Source organism: Burkholderia sp. HI4860, assembly GCF_002223045.2.
Classification (GTDB): Bacteria; Pseudomonadota; Gammaproteobacteria; order Burkholderiales; family Burkholderiaceae; genus Burkholderia.
Map to the genome: position 1 here is coordinate 1,987,213 of NZ_NKFO02000003.1, position 12,861 is coordinate 2,000,073.

The 12,861-nt window shown below is 67.8% G+C and carries 12 protein-coding genes and 1 tRNA gene; 8 read left to right on the forward strand and 5 right to left on the reverse strand.

Translation table 11 applies throughout. The annotated features are described in order from the left end of the window. Nucleotides 1-5 precede the first annotated feature (5 nt). The 6 genes from CFB34_RS24465 to CFB34_RS24490 all read left to right on the forward strand — a co-directional run bounded on the left by CFB34_RS24465 (nucleotide 6) and on the right by CFB34_RS24490 (nucleotide 4,221). Nucleotides 6-81 (forward strand) — tRNA-Phe (locus CFB34_RS24465). Between the two features lie 358 nt (nucleotides 82-439). Then, nucleotides 440-1,174 (forward strand): 7-cyano-7-deazaguanine synthase QueC, encoded by a 735-nt coding sequence (queC, locus tag CFB34_RS24470; RefSeq protein ID WP_021163977.1) that lies wholly within the window; start codon nucleotides 440-442, stop codon nucleotides 1,172-1,174. A 75-nt stretch (nucleotides 1,175-1,249) separates the two neighbouring features. Then, the gene (gene queE / locus CFB34_RS24475; protein ID WP_089441274.1) at nucleotides 1,250-1,882 is read left to right on the forward strand and encodes a 7-carboxy-7-deazaguanine synthase; all 633 of its coding nucleotides are present in this window, start codon (nucleotides 1,250-1,252) and stop codon (nucleotides 1,880-1,882) included. An 18-nt stretch (nucleotides 1,883-1,900) separates the two neighbouring features. After that, nucleotides 1,901-2,353 (forward strand): 6-carboxytetrahydropterin synthase QueD, encoded by a 453-nt coding sequence (gene queD, locus CFB34_RS24480; protein WP_089441273.1) that lies wholly within the window; start codon nucleotides 1,901-1,903, stop codon nucleotides 2,351-2,353. A 309-nt stretch (nucleotides 2,354-2,662) separates the two neighbouring features. Next, nucleotides 2,663-3,448 carry an aldolase/citrate lyase family protein gene (locus CFB34_RS24485; protein WP_089441272.1) on the forward strand — a complete coding sequence of 262 codons (786 nt, stop codon included), beginning with the start codon at nucleotides 2,663-2,665 and terminating at the stop codon, nucleotides 3,446-3,448. After that, nucleotides 3,445-4,221, forward strand: a complete 777-nt coding sequence (locus tag CFB34_RS24490; RefSeq protein WP_089441271.1) for a tetratricopeptide repeat protein — start codon at nucleotides 3,445-3,447, stop codon at nucleotides 4,219-4,221. The genes CFB34_RS24485 and CFB34_RS24490 overlap by 4 nt, the downstream gene beginning before the upstream one ends. A 104-nt stretch (nucleotides 4,222-4,325) precedes the next feature. Here CFB34_RS24490 and rodA read toward each other — a convergent pair whose 3' ends face one another. The 5 genes from rodA to CFB34_RS24515 all read right to left on the reverse strand — a co-directional run bounded on the left by rodA (nucleotide 4,326) and on the right by CFB34_RS24515 (nucleotide 10,631). Next, the gene (gene rodA, locus CFB34_RS24495; RefSeq protein ID WP_039353786.1) at nucleotides 4,326-5,474 is read right to left on the reverse strand and encodes a rod shape-determining protein RodA; all 1,149 of its coding nucleotides are present in this window, start codon (nucleotides 5,472-5,474) and stop codon (nucleotides 4,326-4,328) included. Between the two features lie 11 nt (nucleotides 5,475-5,485). Continuing rightward, nucleotides 5,486-7,771, reverse strand: a complete 2,286-nt coding sequence (mrdA, locus tag CFB34_RS24500; RefSeq protein WP_089441270.1) for a penicillin-binding protein 2 — start codon at nucleotides 7,769-7,771, stop codon at nucleotides 5,486-5,488. Between the two features lie 114 nt (nucleotides 7,772-7,885). Beyond that, nucleotides 7,886-8,398, reverse strand: a complete 513-nt coding sequence (mreD, locus tag CFB34_RS24505) for a rod shape-determining protein MreD (RefSeq protein ID WP_009687274.1) — start codon at nucleotides 8,396-8,398, stop codon at nucleotides 7,886-7,888. Next, nucleotides 8,395-9,462 (reverse strand): rod shape-determining protein MreC, encoded by a 1,068-nt coding sequence (gene mreC, locus CFB34_RS24510; protein ID WP_089441269.1) that lies wholly within the window; start codon nucleotides 9,460-9,462, stop codon nucleotides 8,395-8,397. Before mreC ends, mreD begins: the two co-directional genes overlap by 4 nt. A gap of 125 nt (nucleotides 9,463-9,587) precedes the next feature. Then, nucleotides 9,588-10,631 carry a rod shape-determining protein gene (locus tag CFB34_RS24515; protein WP_004189550.1) on the reverse strand — a complete coding sequence of 348 codons (1,044 nt, stop codon included), beginning with the start codon at nucleotides 10,629-10,631 and terminating at the stop codon, nucleotides 9,588-9,590. A 367-nt stretch (nucleotides 10,632-10,998) separates the two neighbouring features. Between CFB34_RS24515 and gatC the strand changes: the two genes are divergently transcribed. Both gatC and gatA read left to right on the forward strand, forming a co-directional pair. After that, on the forward strand, nucleotides 10,999-11,298 hold the full coding sequence (gene gatC / locus CFB34_RS24520) for an Asp-tRNA(Asn)/Glu-tRNA(Gln) amidotransferase subunit GatC (protein WP_089441268.1): 300 nt from the start codon (nucleotides 10,999-11,001) through the stop codon (nucleotides 11,296-11,298). 69 nt (nucleotides 11,299-11,367) lie between these two features. Further along, the gene (gatA, locus tag CFB34_RS24525; protein ID WP_089441267.1) at nucleotides 11,368-12,858 is read left to right on the forward strand and encodes an Asp-tRNA(Asn)/Glu-tRNA(Gln) amidotransferase subunit GatA; all 1,491 of its coding nucleotides are present in this window, start codon (nucleotides 11,368-11,370) and stop codon (nucleotides 12,856-12,858) included. The last annotated feature ends 3 nt before the right edge of the window (nucleotides 12,859-12,861 follow it).

Here is a 12,861-nt window from a genome sequence, read left to right on the forward strand (position 1 = left end):
TCGTTGGCCCGGTAGCTCAGTTGGTAGAGCAGCGGATTGAAAATCCGCGTGTCGATGGTTCGATTCCGTCCCAGGCCACCAGAATTAAAACCCCAAGAATCGGAAGGTTCTTGGGGTTTTTCGTTTGTGGTGAGGTTTGCGTGACGCGTGGCGTGGGATGGTGTGCCCGGCAGTGTTCATGAGGGCATGATAAAATCCGTGTCCGCTCAATAACTTAGCGCATCGCTTCATGCGCACGGCAGGCTGCCAGCGTGGCGCCGCCGTGGCGCGCGGCAACGATGCCGCGCGATGGGCGGTATAAGCGCTCCGCCGCGTTCGCGGCCGATTGCGCTGCCTATACTGGTCGAGCCGGCCCAGGCCGGCACGCGTCGGGCCGCCCGGCGGCAGCCGGCCCCGGGGCGCAGCGCGAGGCGAGCCTACACATTCACGGAGTATCACGGTGATTCGGACAGACGCTAAAGACGGCGCGCTCGTGTTGTTTTCCGGCGGGCAGGACTCGGCCACGTGCGTGGCATGGGCCCTCGAACGCTACCAGACGGTCGAGACGCTCGGCTTCGATTACGGCCAGCGCCACCGCGTCGAGCTCGAATGTCGCGAAGGCGTGCGCGAAGCGCTGAAGCGTGACTTTCCCGCCTGGTCGGACCGGCTCGGTGACGATCACATGATCGACCTGTCGGTGCTCGGCGCGATCAGCGATACCGCGATGACGCGCACGATCGAGATCGAGACGGCGGCGAACGGCCTGCCGAACACGTTCGTGCCGGGCCGCAACCTGATGTTCATGACGATCGCCGCGGCGATCGCCTATCGCCGCGGGCTGCGCGTGCTGGTCGGCGGGATGTGCGAGACGGATTTCTCGGGCTACCCCGACTGCCGCGACGACACGATGAAGGCGCTGCAGGTCGCGCTGAACCTCGGGATGGATACGCGCATCGTGCTCGAGACGCCGCTGATGTGGCTCGACAAGGCGCAGACGTGGCAACTCGCCGAACAGCTCGGCGGCGAAGCGCTCGTCGAACTGATCCGCGTCGAGACGCACACGTGCTACGTGGGCGAGCGCGCGGAGCTGCACGAGTGGGGCTTCGGTTGCGGCGAATGCCCGGCCTGCAAGCTGCGCAAGCGCGGTTACGAGGCCTACCTGAAGGGCGAGCGGGTGACCGAAGCGCCGCTGTGATGCAGCAGCCACGGCAGCGCCTGGTGATTAACGGATTCTGATCGACAACGAGCGGCGCGAGCCGGACGAAGGACGATGACTTACGCGGTCAAGGAAATTTTCTACACGTTGCAGGGCGAGGGCGCGAACGCGGGCCGGCCGGCCGTGTTCTGCCGGTTCGCCGGCTGCAACCTGTGGTCGGGCCGCGAAGAGGATCGTGCGGAGGCCGTGTGCCGCTTCTGCGATACCGACTTCGTCGGCACCGATGGCGAGAACGGCGGCAAGTTCAAGGACGCCGAAGCGCTCGTCGCGACGATCGCCAGCTTGTGGCCAGAAGGCGAGGCGCACCGCTTCGTCGTTTGCACGGGCGGCGAGCCGATGCTGCAGCTCGACCAGCCGCTCGTCGACGCGCTGCATGCGGCCGGCTTCGAAATCGCGATCGAGACCAACGGCTCGCTGCCGGTGCTCGAATCGATCGACTGGATCTGCGTGAGCCCGAAGGCCGACGCGCCGCTCGTCGTCACGAAGGGCAACGAGCTGAAGGTCGTGATCCCGCAGGACAACCAGCGGCTGGCCGACTACGCGAAGCTCGACTTTGAGTATTACCTCGTCCAGCCGATGGACGGCCCGTCGCGCGACCTCAATACGAAGCTCGCGATCGACTGGTGCAAGCGTCATCCGCAGTGGCGGCTGTCGATGCAGACCCACAAATATCTGAACATTCCCTGAGCCCCGGCTTTTGACATCGTGCTGATTACCCGAAAACTCGAATTCGACGCGGGCCACCGCATTCCCGACCACCGCAGCCAGTGCCGGAACCTGCATGGCCATCGCTATGTGCTCGAAGTCACGCTGCGCGGCGATCTCGTCGATACCGAGGGGGCGCCCGACCGCGGCATGGTGATGGATTTCGCCGACGTGAAGGCGCTCGCGATGGAGCACCTGGTCGGCAAGTGGGACCACGCGTTCCTGGTCTATGCGCGCGACGACGTCGTGCGCTCGTTCCTCGAGCAGATGGCCGACCACAAGACGGTCGTGATCGACCGGATTCCGACCGTCGAGAACCTCGCGGCGATCGCGTTCAACATCCTCGCGAACGTGTACGACGCGCACTACGGCGTGAACCTGCGGCTCGAACGCGTGCGCCTGTACGAAACGCCGAACTGCTGGGCCGACGTCGAGCGCCAGCCCGGCCGCTGATCCCGCCTTCCCGGCAGCCCCGCCAGCCGGTGCGGGCTGCCTGACGCCGCCCCCCGCGGCCCCGTCCCGCCTCGCTCCCCGTCCGTTTCCACATTCCGCGTAACGCCGCGCTATGATCGTTGCGTGGCGCCGAAAAACGCTGTCACGCGTCATTGCGCGACCGGCGCTGTCAGATCGGCCGCCCACGGCCGACCAACATTCCAGGGCCCGGTCCCGGCGCCGCCGTGCAATGCTTGCCCGGCGTGTCGCGCGCCGCTTTGCCCGTTGCTTGTCCCGTTCGATTGCCGTTCCGTCCAGGAGGCCGTATCGATGAGCACGCTCACCAATTCCCTCAAACAACGCCTGCGCGACGGCGACGAGCCGCTGTACGGCCTGTGGCTGTCGCTCGGCAGCGACTCGGCCGCGGAAGCGCTCGCGCATGCCGGCTACGACTGGCTCTGCATCGACATGGAACACGCGCCGAACGACAGCCGCGATGTTGCATCGCAGCTGCGCGCGATCGCAGCCGCCCATCTGCCGAGCGAGCCCGTCGTGCGCGTGCCGGCGCGTGAGCCGTGGCTCGTGAAGCGCGCGCTCGATGCGGGCGCGCGCACGCTGATGTTTCCCTGCATCGAGACGCTCGACGATGCCGCGCACGCGGTGCGGCTCACGCGCTATCCGTCGCCCGATTCGCCGGACGGGCTGCGCGGCGTCGCCGGCATGGTGCGCGCGGCGGCGTTCGGCATGCGTCGCGACTACGTGCAGACGGCGAATGCGCAGGTTGCGGTGATCGTGCAGATCGAATCGGCGCGCGGCGTCGACGAAGTCGAGCGGATTGCGGCGCTGCCCGGCGTCGATTGCCTGTTCGTCGGCCCGGCCGATCTCGCGGCGAGCCTCGGGCACCTCGGCGACATCCGTCACCCGGACGTCGAAACCGCGATGGCGCGCGTGCTCGCGGCTGGCCGGCAGGCCGGCGTCGCGGTCGGGATCTTCGCGGGCGATACGGCTGCCGCGCGCCAGTATCGCGAGGCCGGCTACCGGATGATCACGGTGTCGGCCGACGTCAGCTGGTTGTTGCGCGCCACGCGGCAGGCGCTGCAGGAGGTGCGGTCATGAACGGTGGCGATGGCGCGTGCCGTGGGCGCGCGCAGGGTGGGTTCGGGAGGCGCCGGCAGGTCGGCGCGGTGGTCTGCCTGTGGGCCGTGTGGATCGCGGCCGCCGCGCAGGGCGCGCCGCAAGCGAAGCCCGATCCGTCGCACGAGACGCAGTCGGCAGTCGCCGACTACAACGCCGGCGACTTTCGTGCGGCGCTGGTGCAGTTCCACGACGCGGCCGAGCGCGGCGACCGTCTCGCGCAATTCAACTACGCGATGATGCTGCTGACGGGCGAAGGCGTGACCGCAAACGTCGACGAAGGGCTGCGCTGGCTGAAGCGCGCGGCCGACGCGAACATGTCGCATGCGCAGTACGTATACGGCCGGATGTTCGACGACGGCGAGTTCGTCGCGCGCGATCCGGCCGAAGCGCACCGCTGGTTCCTGCGGGCGGCGAAGCAGGGGCACGTGCAGGCCGAGCTGTCGCTCGCGAACCAGTTCCTCGACGGGCGCGGCACGCCGCGCGACAACCGGCAGGCGTTCACGTGGTACAAGCAGGCCGCCGACGCGGGCGAGCCGACCGCGCAGTACGTGACCGCGTCGTTCTACGAGCGCGGAGGCGACGGCGTCGCGCAGAACCTCAACATCGCGCGCGCGTATTACGCGGCGGCGGCCGCGCAGGGCGACGAGACGGCCGGGCTGAAATTCAAGGAGCTGAGTGCGCGGCTGAAGGCGCAGGGGCCGGCATCGGGTGCCGGCGCGGAACCGGGCGGGGCGCACGCGCCGCCGCCGTGAGCGGGGGCGCGCGCCGTGCGGCACTGCGTGGCCGCGTTGTCATCCGCGGTCGAAAAAAACGGCGCCGAAGCGCCGTTTTTCTTTATGCGGTGCGTGCCGCGCGGTCAGCTCTTCATCAACCGCCGCTGCCGCCCGACGCTCATGATCATCCCGATCGCGATGCCGAGTGTCGTGAGCGCGGTGCCGCCATAACTCATGAACGGCAGCGGCACGCCGACGACCGGCAGCACGCCGCTCACCATCCCGATGTTGACGAACGCATAGACGAAGAACGCAAGCGTGAGCGAGCCCGCGAGCAGGCGGCCGAACAGCGTCGCGCCCTGCGCGGCGATATAGAGGCCGCGCGCGATCAGCGCCATGTACAGCGTCAGCAGCACGAGCCCGCCGACGAGCCCCCATTCCTCGGAGAACACCGCGAAGATGAAGTCGGTGTGCTTCTCCGGAATGAATTCGAGGTGAGCCTGCGTGCCTTTCAGGTAGCCCTTGCCGAGCACGCCGCCCGAGCCGATCGCGATCACGGCCTGGATCGTGTGGAAGCCCTTGCCGAGCGGGTCGGAAGTCGGGTCGAGCAGCGTACACACGCGGTGCTTCTGGTAATCGTGCATCAGCGGCCACTGCACTTCGGGCTGGCAGATGCGCTCTTCGAACACGGCGATCGAGCCTACCGCGATCACGCCCGCGACGAGCACCGGCACGATCAGCTTGAACGACAGGCCGGCGAGGTAGATCACGAAGAAGCCGGCCGCGAACACGAGCAGGCCCGTGCCGAGGTCGGGCTGCTTCGCGATCAGCCCGACCGGCACCAGCAGGATCCCGAACGCGGCGATGAAGTCGTACCAGCGCAGCCCGCCTTCGCGGCGCTGGTAGTACCACGCGAGCATCAGCGGTGTCGCGATCTTGAGGATTTCCGACGGCTGGATCACGACGCCGACGTTCAGCCAGCGCTTCGCGCCCTTCTTGGTCATCCCGAACAGCGCGACGGCGACCAGTAGCGCGACCCCGAACGTGTAGAGCGGGACCGCGAAGCGCATCAGCGTCGTGGGCGGGATGTTGGCGATCACCCACATCAGCACGAACGTCAGCAGGATGTTGCGCAACTGGTCCTCGACGCGGCCCGGCATGTCGATCGCCGCGCTGTACAGCGTGACGATGCCGACGCACAGCAGCAGGAACACGATGAGGGCGAGCGGGCGGTCGAAGCCCGCGAACATCTGCTTGATCTTGTCGAGCCAGGCGCGCTTGTCGAATTGCATGCCTTTCTCCGTTAATGAGCGGTGCCGGCGTCCGCCGCTTTCGCGGGGGCCGTTGCACGGTGATTGTCGTCGCGCGGCGTGGCGACGAGCGGCTGCGCATCGCTGGCGGGCCGGCGTGGCCGGTGCGGGCGCCGGATCGGCGGCAGGCTCGCGGCCCGCGGCGCAGCGGCACTGGCGTTGGCCGGCGGGGCAGCGCTGGCGCTGGCGGCAGCCGCAGCTTCGGACGCGGCCGCGGCCGATGCCGCTTCCGCCGCGCTGGCCGCGCTCGGCACGACCGGCTGCGGCAGCGCGGTAAAGCCGGCCGCGACGGCAGCCGGCTTGTTCGCGTCGCCGATCACCGGCGCGTTGATGGGTTCGGTCGCGGACGCCGCGGCAGCCACGGCCGCGGCCTCGTTCTGCGGGTTCTGGCGGTCGACGAGGTAGAAGTCGAGCACGCGGCGCGCGATCGGGCCGGCGGCCTGCGCACCCCAGCCGCCGTTCTCGACGACCAGCGCGACGGCGATCTGCGGATGGTCGACCGGCGCGTACGCGATGAACAGCGCGTGGTCGCGCAGGTGCTCGGCGAGCAGGTGGCCCTTGTAGTTGGAGCCTTGCAGCGAGAACACCTGCGCGGTACCGGTCTTGCCGGCGGCGAGGTACGGCGCGCCGCGGAACACCTTGTACGCGGTGCCGGACGGGTTCTCGATCACGTTCTCCATCCCGCGCTTCACGACGTCGATGTCGGCCTGCTTGAGCGGGATCGTTTCGCTTTCCTTCGGCACGGTCAGGCGGCGCCCGCGCGTGATCGGATCCTCGACTTCCTTCACGAGGTGAGGCTTCATCACGACACCGTTGTTCGCGAGCGTCGCGGTCGCGTGCGCGAGCTGCAGGATCGTGAACGAGTTGTAGCCCTGGCCGATCCCGAGGCTGATCGTCTCGCCGTCGAACCACTTCTGCTGCGCGGCCTTCTTGAACGCTTTCTTCTTCCAGTCGGTCGACGGCAGGATCCCGCGCGCCTCGCCCTGGATGTCGATCCCGGTGATCTGGCCAAAGCCGAACGGCTTCATGAAGTTCGCGATCGAGTTCACGCCGAGGTCGCGCGCGAGCATGTAGAAGTAGGTGTCGTTCGACACCATGATCGCCTTGTTCATGTCGACCCAGCCCTGGCCCGAGCGCACGTCGTTGCGGAACGTGTGGCCGCCGAACGTGAAGTAGCCGGGATCCTGGAAGCCCCAGCCCGGCGTGCGCTTGCCGAGCGTCAGGCCGGCGAGCGCCATGAACGGCTTGTACGTCGAGCCGGGCGGGTAGGTGCCGTGCAGCGGGCGGTTCAGGAGCGGCTTGTCGGTCGAGTTGTTCAGCTCGTCCCAGGTCTGCTGGTCGATGCCGTCGACGAACGAGTTCGGGTCGAAGCTCGGCGACGACACGAACGCGAGCACGTCGCCCGTCTTCGGCTCGATCGCGACCAGCGCGCCGCGCTTGCCGGCGAACGCCTGCTCGGCCACCTGCTGCAGCCCGATGTCGAGCGACAGCACGAGGTTGTTGCCGGGCGTCGCCTGCGTGCGCGACAGCGTGCGCACGGGCCGGCCGCCGGCCGTCACCTCGACTTCCTCGAAGCCCGTCAGCCCGTGCAGCTCGGTCTCGTAGCTCTGCTCGACGCCGATCTTGCCGATGTAGTCGGTGCCCTTGTAGTTGTTCGCGTCGCGGCGCGGATCGTAGTTTTCCTGATCGCTGTCGTTGTCGTCGCTCATCGCGTCGATGCGATCCTGGTCGCGCTTCGAGATCCGGCCGATGTAGCCGATCACGTGCGCGGCCGTCGTGCCGAGCGGATATTGCCGGAACAGCCGTGCGCGCACGTCGACACCGGGGAAGCGGAAGCGCTGCGCGGTGAAGCGCGCGACTTCGGCGTCGGTGAGGCGGGTGCGGATCGGCAGGCTCTCGAAGTTCTTCGAGTCTTCCTGCAGCTTCTTGAAGCGGCGGCGGTCGCGCGCGTCGATCGGGATGATCTCGGACAGCTTGTCGATCGTGTTGTCGAGCGTGTCGTCGAGCTTCGACGGCGTGATCTCGAGGGTATAGGCCGAATAGTTCTTCGCGAGGATCACGCCGTTGCGGTCGGTGATGATCCCGCGGTTCGGCACGATCGGCGCAACGGAGATGCGGTTTTCCTCGGCCTGCAGCGCGTATTTGCCGTGCTGCATCAACTGCAGGTAGAAGAAGCGGCTCGCGAGCAGCCCGAAGCAGACGAACACGAACACGCCCGCCGCCGCGACGCGCAGGCGGAACTTCGAGAGCTGCTGTTGGGTGTCGTTGAATTCGGTCATGCGGTTAGGAGCGATCTGACACGCGCACGCCGTGCGGGCGCGGGCGAGGTGCCGCCCCGGAGCGCGGCGCGCGGCGGGCGTGGAGGCGGCGGGTATTCAAGGCAGGCCCCTGGCTCAGATGGGGCGCGTATCGTCCGGATCGACCGGGCGGCGTTGCGGCATCAGCAGCAGGTGGCTCGCGATCGGCCACAGCGCGGCTTCGACGAAGCCGTCCACCAGGTAGCGCCAGCCCGGGAACGCGGCGCCCATCACGAGGCGGATCACGAACGGCACGAGCTGCGCGACGACCAGGAGCGGCGTGACGTACAGCACCTGCACGCCGATCGGCATCCACAGCACGCGGCGGTGGATCGTGATCGCGCCGTACGACAGCAGCGTATAGGCGAGCGCATGCTCGCCGAGCAGCCCCGCGTCATGCACGTCCATCAGGATGCCGAGCGCGAATGCGACGCCCATCCCGACCTTGCGCGGCTGGTGGATGTTCCAGAACAGCAGCACGAGCGCGACGAAGTCGGGCACGCCGGGCAGGCGGCCCCACGGCATCAGGTTCAGCAGGAACGCGGCGGCGAGGCTGAAGACGATGAAGTACGGATTGACCGGCTGCAGGATGTATTGCGGGCGATTCATCGCTGGGCTCCTGATTGCCCGGCCGCGGGCTTCGCGGGCGTGGCGGCGGGCTTGGCCGGCGCGGCCGGTGCCGCAGGCGCGGGCTTCGCGCCGGGCTGGGCCGCGGCGGCCGGCTTCGCGTTCGCGTCAGCCTTCTCGCTCTTTTCGCCCTTGGCTGCGGCTTTCGCGCCTTTCTTGCCCTTCGCGTTCTTGTCGGCGGCCGGATCGGGCTCGGCCGGGCGCGGCGGGATGTCGTTCTGGTAATGCAGCACGAGCATCTGGCGCGCGCCGCGCACGGCGGCGATCGGCGCGCAGGTCACGCGTGCGAATGCCGTATCCGCGAGCTTGTCGACGCGCACGACCTTCGCGACCGGCAGGCCGGGCGGGTAGACGCCGTCGAGGCCGCTCGTGACGAGCTCGTCGCCGACGACGAGATCCGCGCTGGTCGGCACGAAGCGCAAATCGAGCGAATCGCCCTTCGGCGTGCCGTAGATCACGCTGCGCAGGCCGGTGCGCAGCACCTGCACGGGAATGGCGAGATCGCGGTCGGTGACCAGCGTGACTTCGGACTGCAGCGGGAACACGCGCGTGACCTGGCCGACCACGCCGTTCTCGCTGACGACGGGCGCGCCGTTCTGGATGCCCTGCTGCGACCCCTGGCCGATCACGATCTTCTGCGTGAACGGGTCGCTCGTGTCGTACTGGATCTCAGCCGGCGTCGATTGCGTCGCGATGTGCTGGCGCAGCTCGAGCACCGCGCGCAGGTGCGCGTTCTCCTGCGTGAGCACGGCGGCCTGGTTGGCTTGCGTGGACAGCTGCAGGTTGCGCTTGCGGAGGTCGTCGTTCTCGTGGCGCAGCGATGCGCCGGTGACGGCGATGTCGGCCGCGCCCATGAACAGGTCGCGCGGCACGAGCGCGGCGCGCTGCAGCGGATAGAGCACGGTGCCGAGCACGCCGCGGACGATTTCGAGCGTGCTGAAGCGCGCGTCCGAGACGAGGAGCGCGATGGCGAGGGCAACGAAGAAGATGAGCCGCGCGAGCGCGGGCGGACCTTGCTTGAAGAGGGGCGGCGGACTGTATTCCATGGTCGGCGCCGGGCGCGAATGATCGGTTAAATGATGCTCAGACGCGCAAACGGCGCGGCGGTTCGTTCTAAACGAGCGAGCCGGCCACGCCGCGGTTGCGTCATGTCAGGGAACTGCCTGGACGATCACTCGTACGAGAAGATGCTGCCCAGCTTGTCCATGCGCTCGAGCGCCATGCCCGAACCACGCACGACGCAGGTGAGCGGATCTTCCGCGACGAGCACCGGCAGGCCGGTTTCTTCCGCGAGCAGGCGATCGAGGTCGCGCAGCAGTGCGCCGCCGCCCGTCAGCATCATCCCGCGTTCGGCGATGTCGGCGCCGAGTTCCGGCGGCGTCTGTTCGAGCGCGATCTTCACCGACGACACGATCTGGTTCAGCGGATCGGTCAGCGCTTCGAGGATTTCGTTGCTGGAGATCGTGAAGCTGCGCGGAATGCCTTCCGACAGGTTGCGGCCCTTCACTTCCATTTCCTTGACTTCGGAGCCCGGGAACGCGGAGCCGATTTCCTTCTTGATCGCCTCGGCGGTCTGTTCGCCGATCAGCATCCCGTAGTTGCGGCGGATGTAGTTGACGATCGCTTCGTCGAACTTGTCGCCGCCGACGCGCACCGAGCCCTTGTACACGATGCCGCCGAGCGAGATCACGCCGACTTCCGTCGTGCCGCCGCCGATGTCGACGACCATCGAGCCGGTGGCTTCCGACACCGGCAGGCCCGCGCCGATCGCAGCGGCCATCGGCTCTTCGATCAGGTAGACCTGCGAGGCGCCGGCGCCGTGCGCGGCTTCCTTGATCGCGCGGCGCTCGACCTGGGTCGAGCCGCACGGCACGCAGATGATGATCCGCGGCGACGGCGAGAACATGCGCGACTCGTGGGCCGTCTTGATGAACTGCTTGATCATCTGCTCGGTGACGGTGAAGTCGGCGATCACGCCGTCCTTCATCGGGCGGATCGCCTCGATGTTGCCCGGCACCTTGCCGAGCATCTGCTTGGCTTCCTTGCCGACTGCCTGGATGGTCTTCTTGCCGTTGGGGCCGCCTTCCTGGCGGATCGACACGACGGAGGGCTCATCGAGCACGATGCCCTTGCCGCGCATGTAGATCAGGGTGTTTGCGGTGCCGAGGTCGATCGCGAGATCGTTGGAGAAGTAGCTGCGCAAAAAACCGAACATTCAGAATCCTGTTTCGCTCTGGGCCGGCCCTGCATAGCGAGCGCTGAGGGCGGCAGCGGAAAAAATAACAGCCTCGGGAAGCGTGGCGGAAGCGGCCGCCGCGGCGCACGAAGCTGCGAGTGATGTCTACCGGGGATCGCACGATGCACGCACGGCCTGCCGAAGCGGGGCGAAACGGTGCGGGAAAAGGCTGCCGGGTTTGGGTCGAACGCGTAATGATACCTTATAATTTCACGGTATTTGAATCGAAACGGGCGGTATTTTTGCCGCTTCGGCCCCGATTTTTGAGGGTGGGATCGCACCCTCCAACCCCCCGCCGCAGCGCTGCTTTCGATGCGCTGCGCAGCCTTGTTTTTCCGGTGATCGCATGGCCCTGACCCTGACCGATGTGAAACGCATCGCGCACCTGGCGCGACTCGAAATGGCCGACGCCGACGCCGAGCACATGCTCGGCCAGCTCAATGAACTCTTCGGCCTCGTCGAGCAGATGCAGGCGGTCGACACCGCCGGCATCGCGCCGCTCGCCCACCCGATCGAACAGATCCAGGCAGTCGCGCAGCGCCTGCGCGACGACGCCGTGACGGAAGCCGTCAATCGCGACGACAACCAGCGTCCGGCGCCGGCCGTCCAGGACGGCCTCTATCTCGTGCCGAAGGTGATCGAGTAAGCATTCGATGACAAGCGCGCCGCCGCCTCTGCGCCGCGCGCCACCCAGAATTCCCAGGAAAACCACTCAATGCACGCAAAAAGCCTGACCGAACTGCGCGCCGCGCTCGCCGCCAAGGAATGCTCGGCCGTCGAGCTCGCGCAGCTCTACCTGAAACGGATCGAAGCCGCGCGCGACCTGAACGCGTTCGTCCACGTCGACGCCGATCTCACCCTCGCGCAGGCGAAAGCCGCCGATGCCGAGCTCGCGCGCGGCGCGGGCGGCGCGCTCACCGGCCTGCCGATCGCGCACAAGGATGTCTTCGTCACGCGCGGCTGGCGCTCGACCGCCGGCTCGAAGATGCTCGCGAATTACGAGAGCCCGTTCGACGCGACCGTCGTCGCCCGCCTGCAGGCGGCCGGCATGGTCACGCTCGGCAAGACCAACATGGACGAGTTCGCGATGGGCTCGTCCAACGAGAATTCGGCGTTCGGCGCGGTGAAGAACCCGTGGGACACGAACGCGGTGCCGGGCGGCAGCTCGGGCGGCAGCTCGGCCGCGGTGGCCGCGCGCCTCGCGCCGGCCGCGACCGGCACCGACACCGGCGGCTCGATCCGCCAGCCCGCGTCGTTCGCGGGCGTGACGGGCATCAAGCCGACCTACGGCCGCGTGTCGCGCTACGGGATGATCGCGTTCGCGTCGTCGCTTGACCAGGGCGGCCCGATGGCGCAGAGCGCGTCCGACTGCGCGCTGCTGCTGAACGGAATGGTCGGCTTCGACGAGCGCGACTCGACGAGCCTCGAGCGTGACGACGAGGATTTCACGCGCCACCTCGGCCAGCCGTGGGCGGCCGGCAACGATGCGGGCAAGCCGCTCGCGGGCCTGCGCATCGGCCTGCCGAACGAGTATTTCGGCGATGGCCTCGCCGACGACGTGCGCGCGGCGATCGACGCGGCGCTCAAGCAATACGAAGCGCTCGGCGCGACGCTCGTGCCGGTGTCGCTGCCGAAGACGGAACTGTCGATTCCCGTGTACTACGTGATCGCGCCGGCGGAGGCGTCGTCGAACCTGTCGCGATTCGACGGCGTGCGCTTCGGCCACCGCGCCGCGCAGTACGGCGACCTGCTCGACATGTACAAGAAGTCGCGCGCGGAAGGCTTCGGGCCTGAAGTGAAGCGCCGGATCCTGGTCGGCACGTACGTGCTGTCGCACGGCTACTACGACGCGTACTACCTGCAGGCGCAGAAGATCCGCCGCATCATCGCGAACGATTTCCAGGAAGCGTTCAAGTCTTGCGACGTGATCATGGGCCCGGCGTCGCCGACGGTCGCATGGGATCTCGGCTCGAAGGGCGACGATCCGGTGCAGATGTATCTCGCGGATATCTACACGCTGTCGGTGAGCCTCGCCGGCCTGCCCGGCATGAGCGTGCCGTGCGGCTTCGGCGCGGGCGCGAATGCGAAGCGCCCGGTCGGCCTGCAGATCATCGGCAACTATTTCAACGAAGCCCGGATGCTGCAGGTCGCCGACGCGTTCCAGCGCGCGACCGACTGGCACAAGCAAGTTCCGGCAGGGGTGTAAGCA

Coding starts and splice junctions, on each gene's coding strand:
- mrdA (WP_089441270.1), bottom strand. CDS start 7,771: ATGACCGAATTCAACGACACCCAACAGCAGCTCTCGAAGTTCCGCCTG.
- CFB34_RS24485 (WP_089441272.1), top strand. CDS start 2,663: ATGAGCACGCTCACCAATTCCCTCAAACAACGCCTGCGCGACGGCGAC.
- queE (WP_089441274.1), top strand. CDS start 1,250: ATGACTTACGCGGTCAAGGAAATTTTCTACACGTTGCAGGGCGAGGGC.
- CFB34_RS24490 (WP_089441271.1), top strand. CDS start 3,445: ATGAACGGTGGCGATGGCGCGTGCCGTGGGCGCGCGCAGGGTGGGTTC.
- gatC (WP_089441268.1), top strand. CDS start 10,999: ATGGCCCTGACCCTGACCGATGTGAAACGCATCGCGCACCTGGCGCGA.
- mreD (WP_009687274.1), bottom strand. CDS start 8,398: ATGAATCGCCCGCAATACATCCTGCAGCCGGTCAATCCGTACTTCATC.
- gatA (WP_089441267.1), top strand. CDS start 11,368: ATGCACGCAAAAAGCCTGACCGAACTGCGCGCCGCGCTCGCCGCCAAG.
- mreC (WP_089441269.1), bottom strand. CDS start 9,462: ATGGAATACAGTCCGCCGCCCCTCTTCAAGCAAGGTCCGCCCGCGCTC.
- CFB34_RS24515 (WP_004189550.1), bottom strand. CDS start 10,631: ATGTTCGGTTTTTTGCGCAGCTACTTCTCCAACGATCTCGCGATCGAC.
- rodA (WP_039353786.1), bottom strand. CDS start 5,474: ATGCAATTCGACAAGCGCGCCTGGCTCGACAAGATCAAGCAGATGTTC.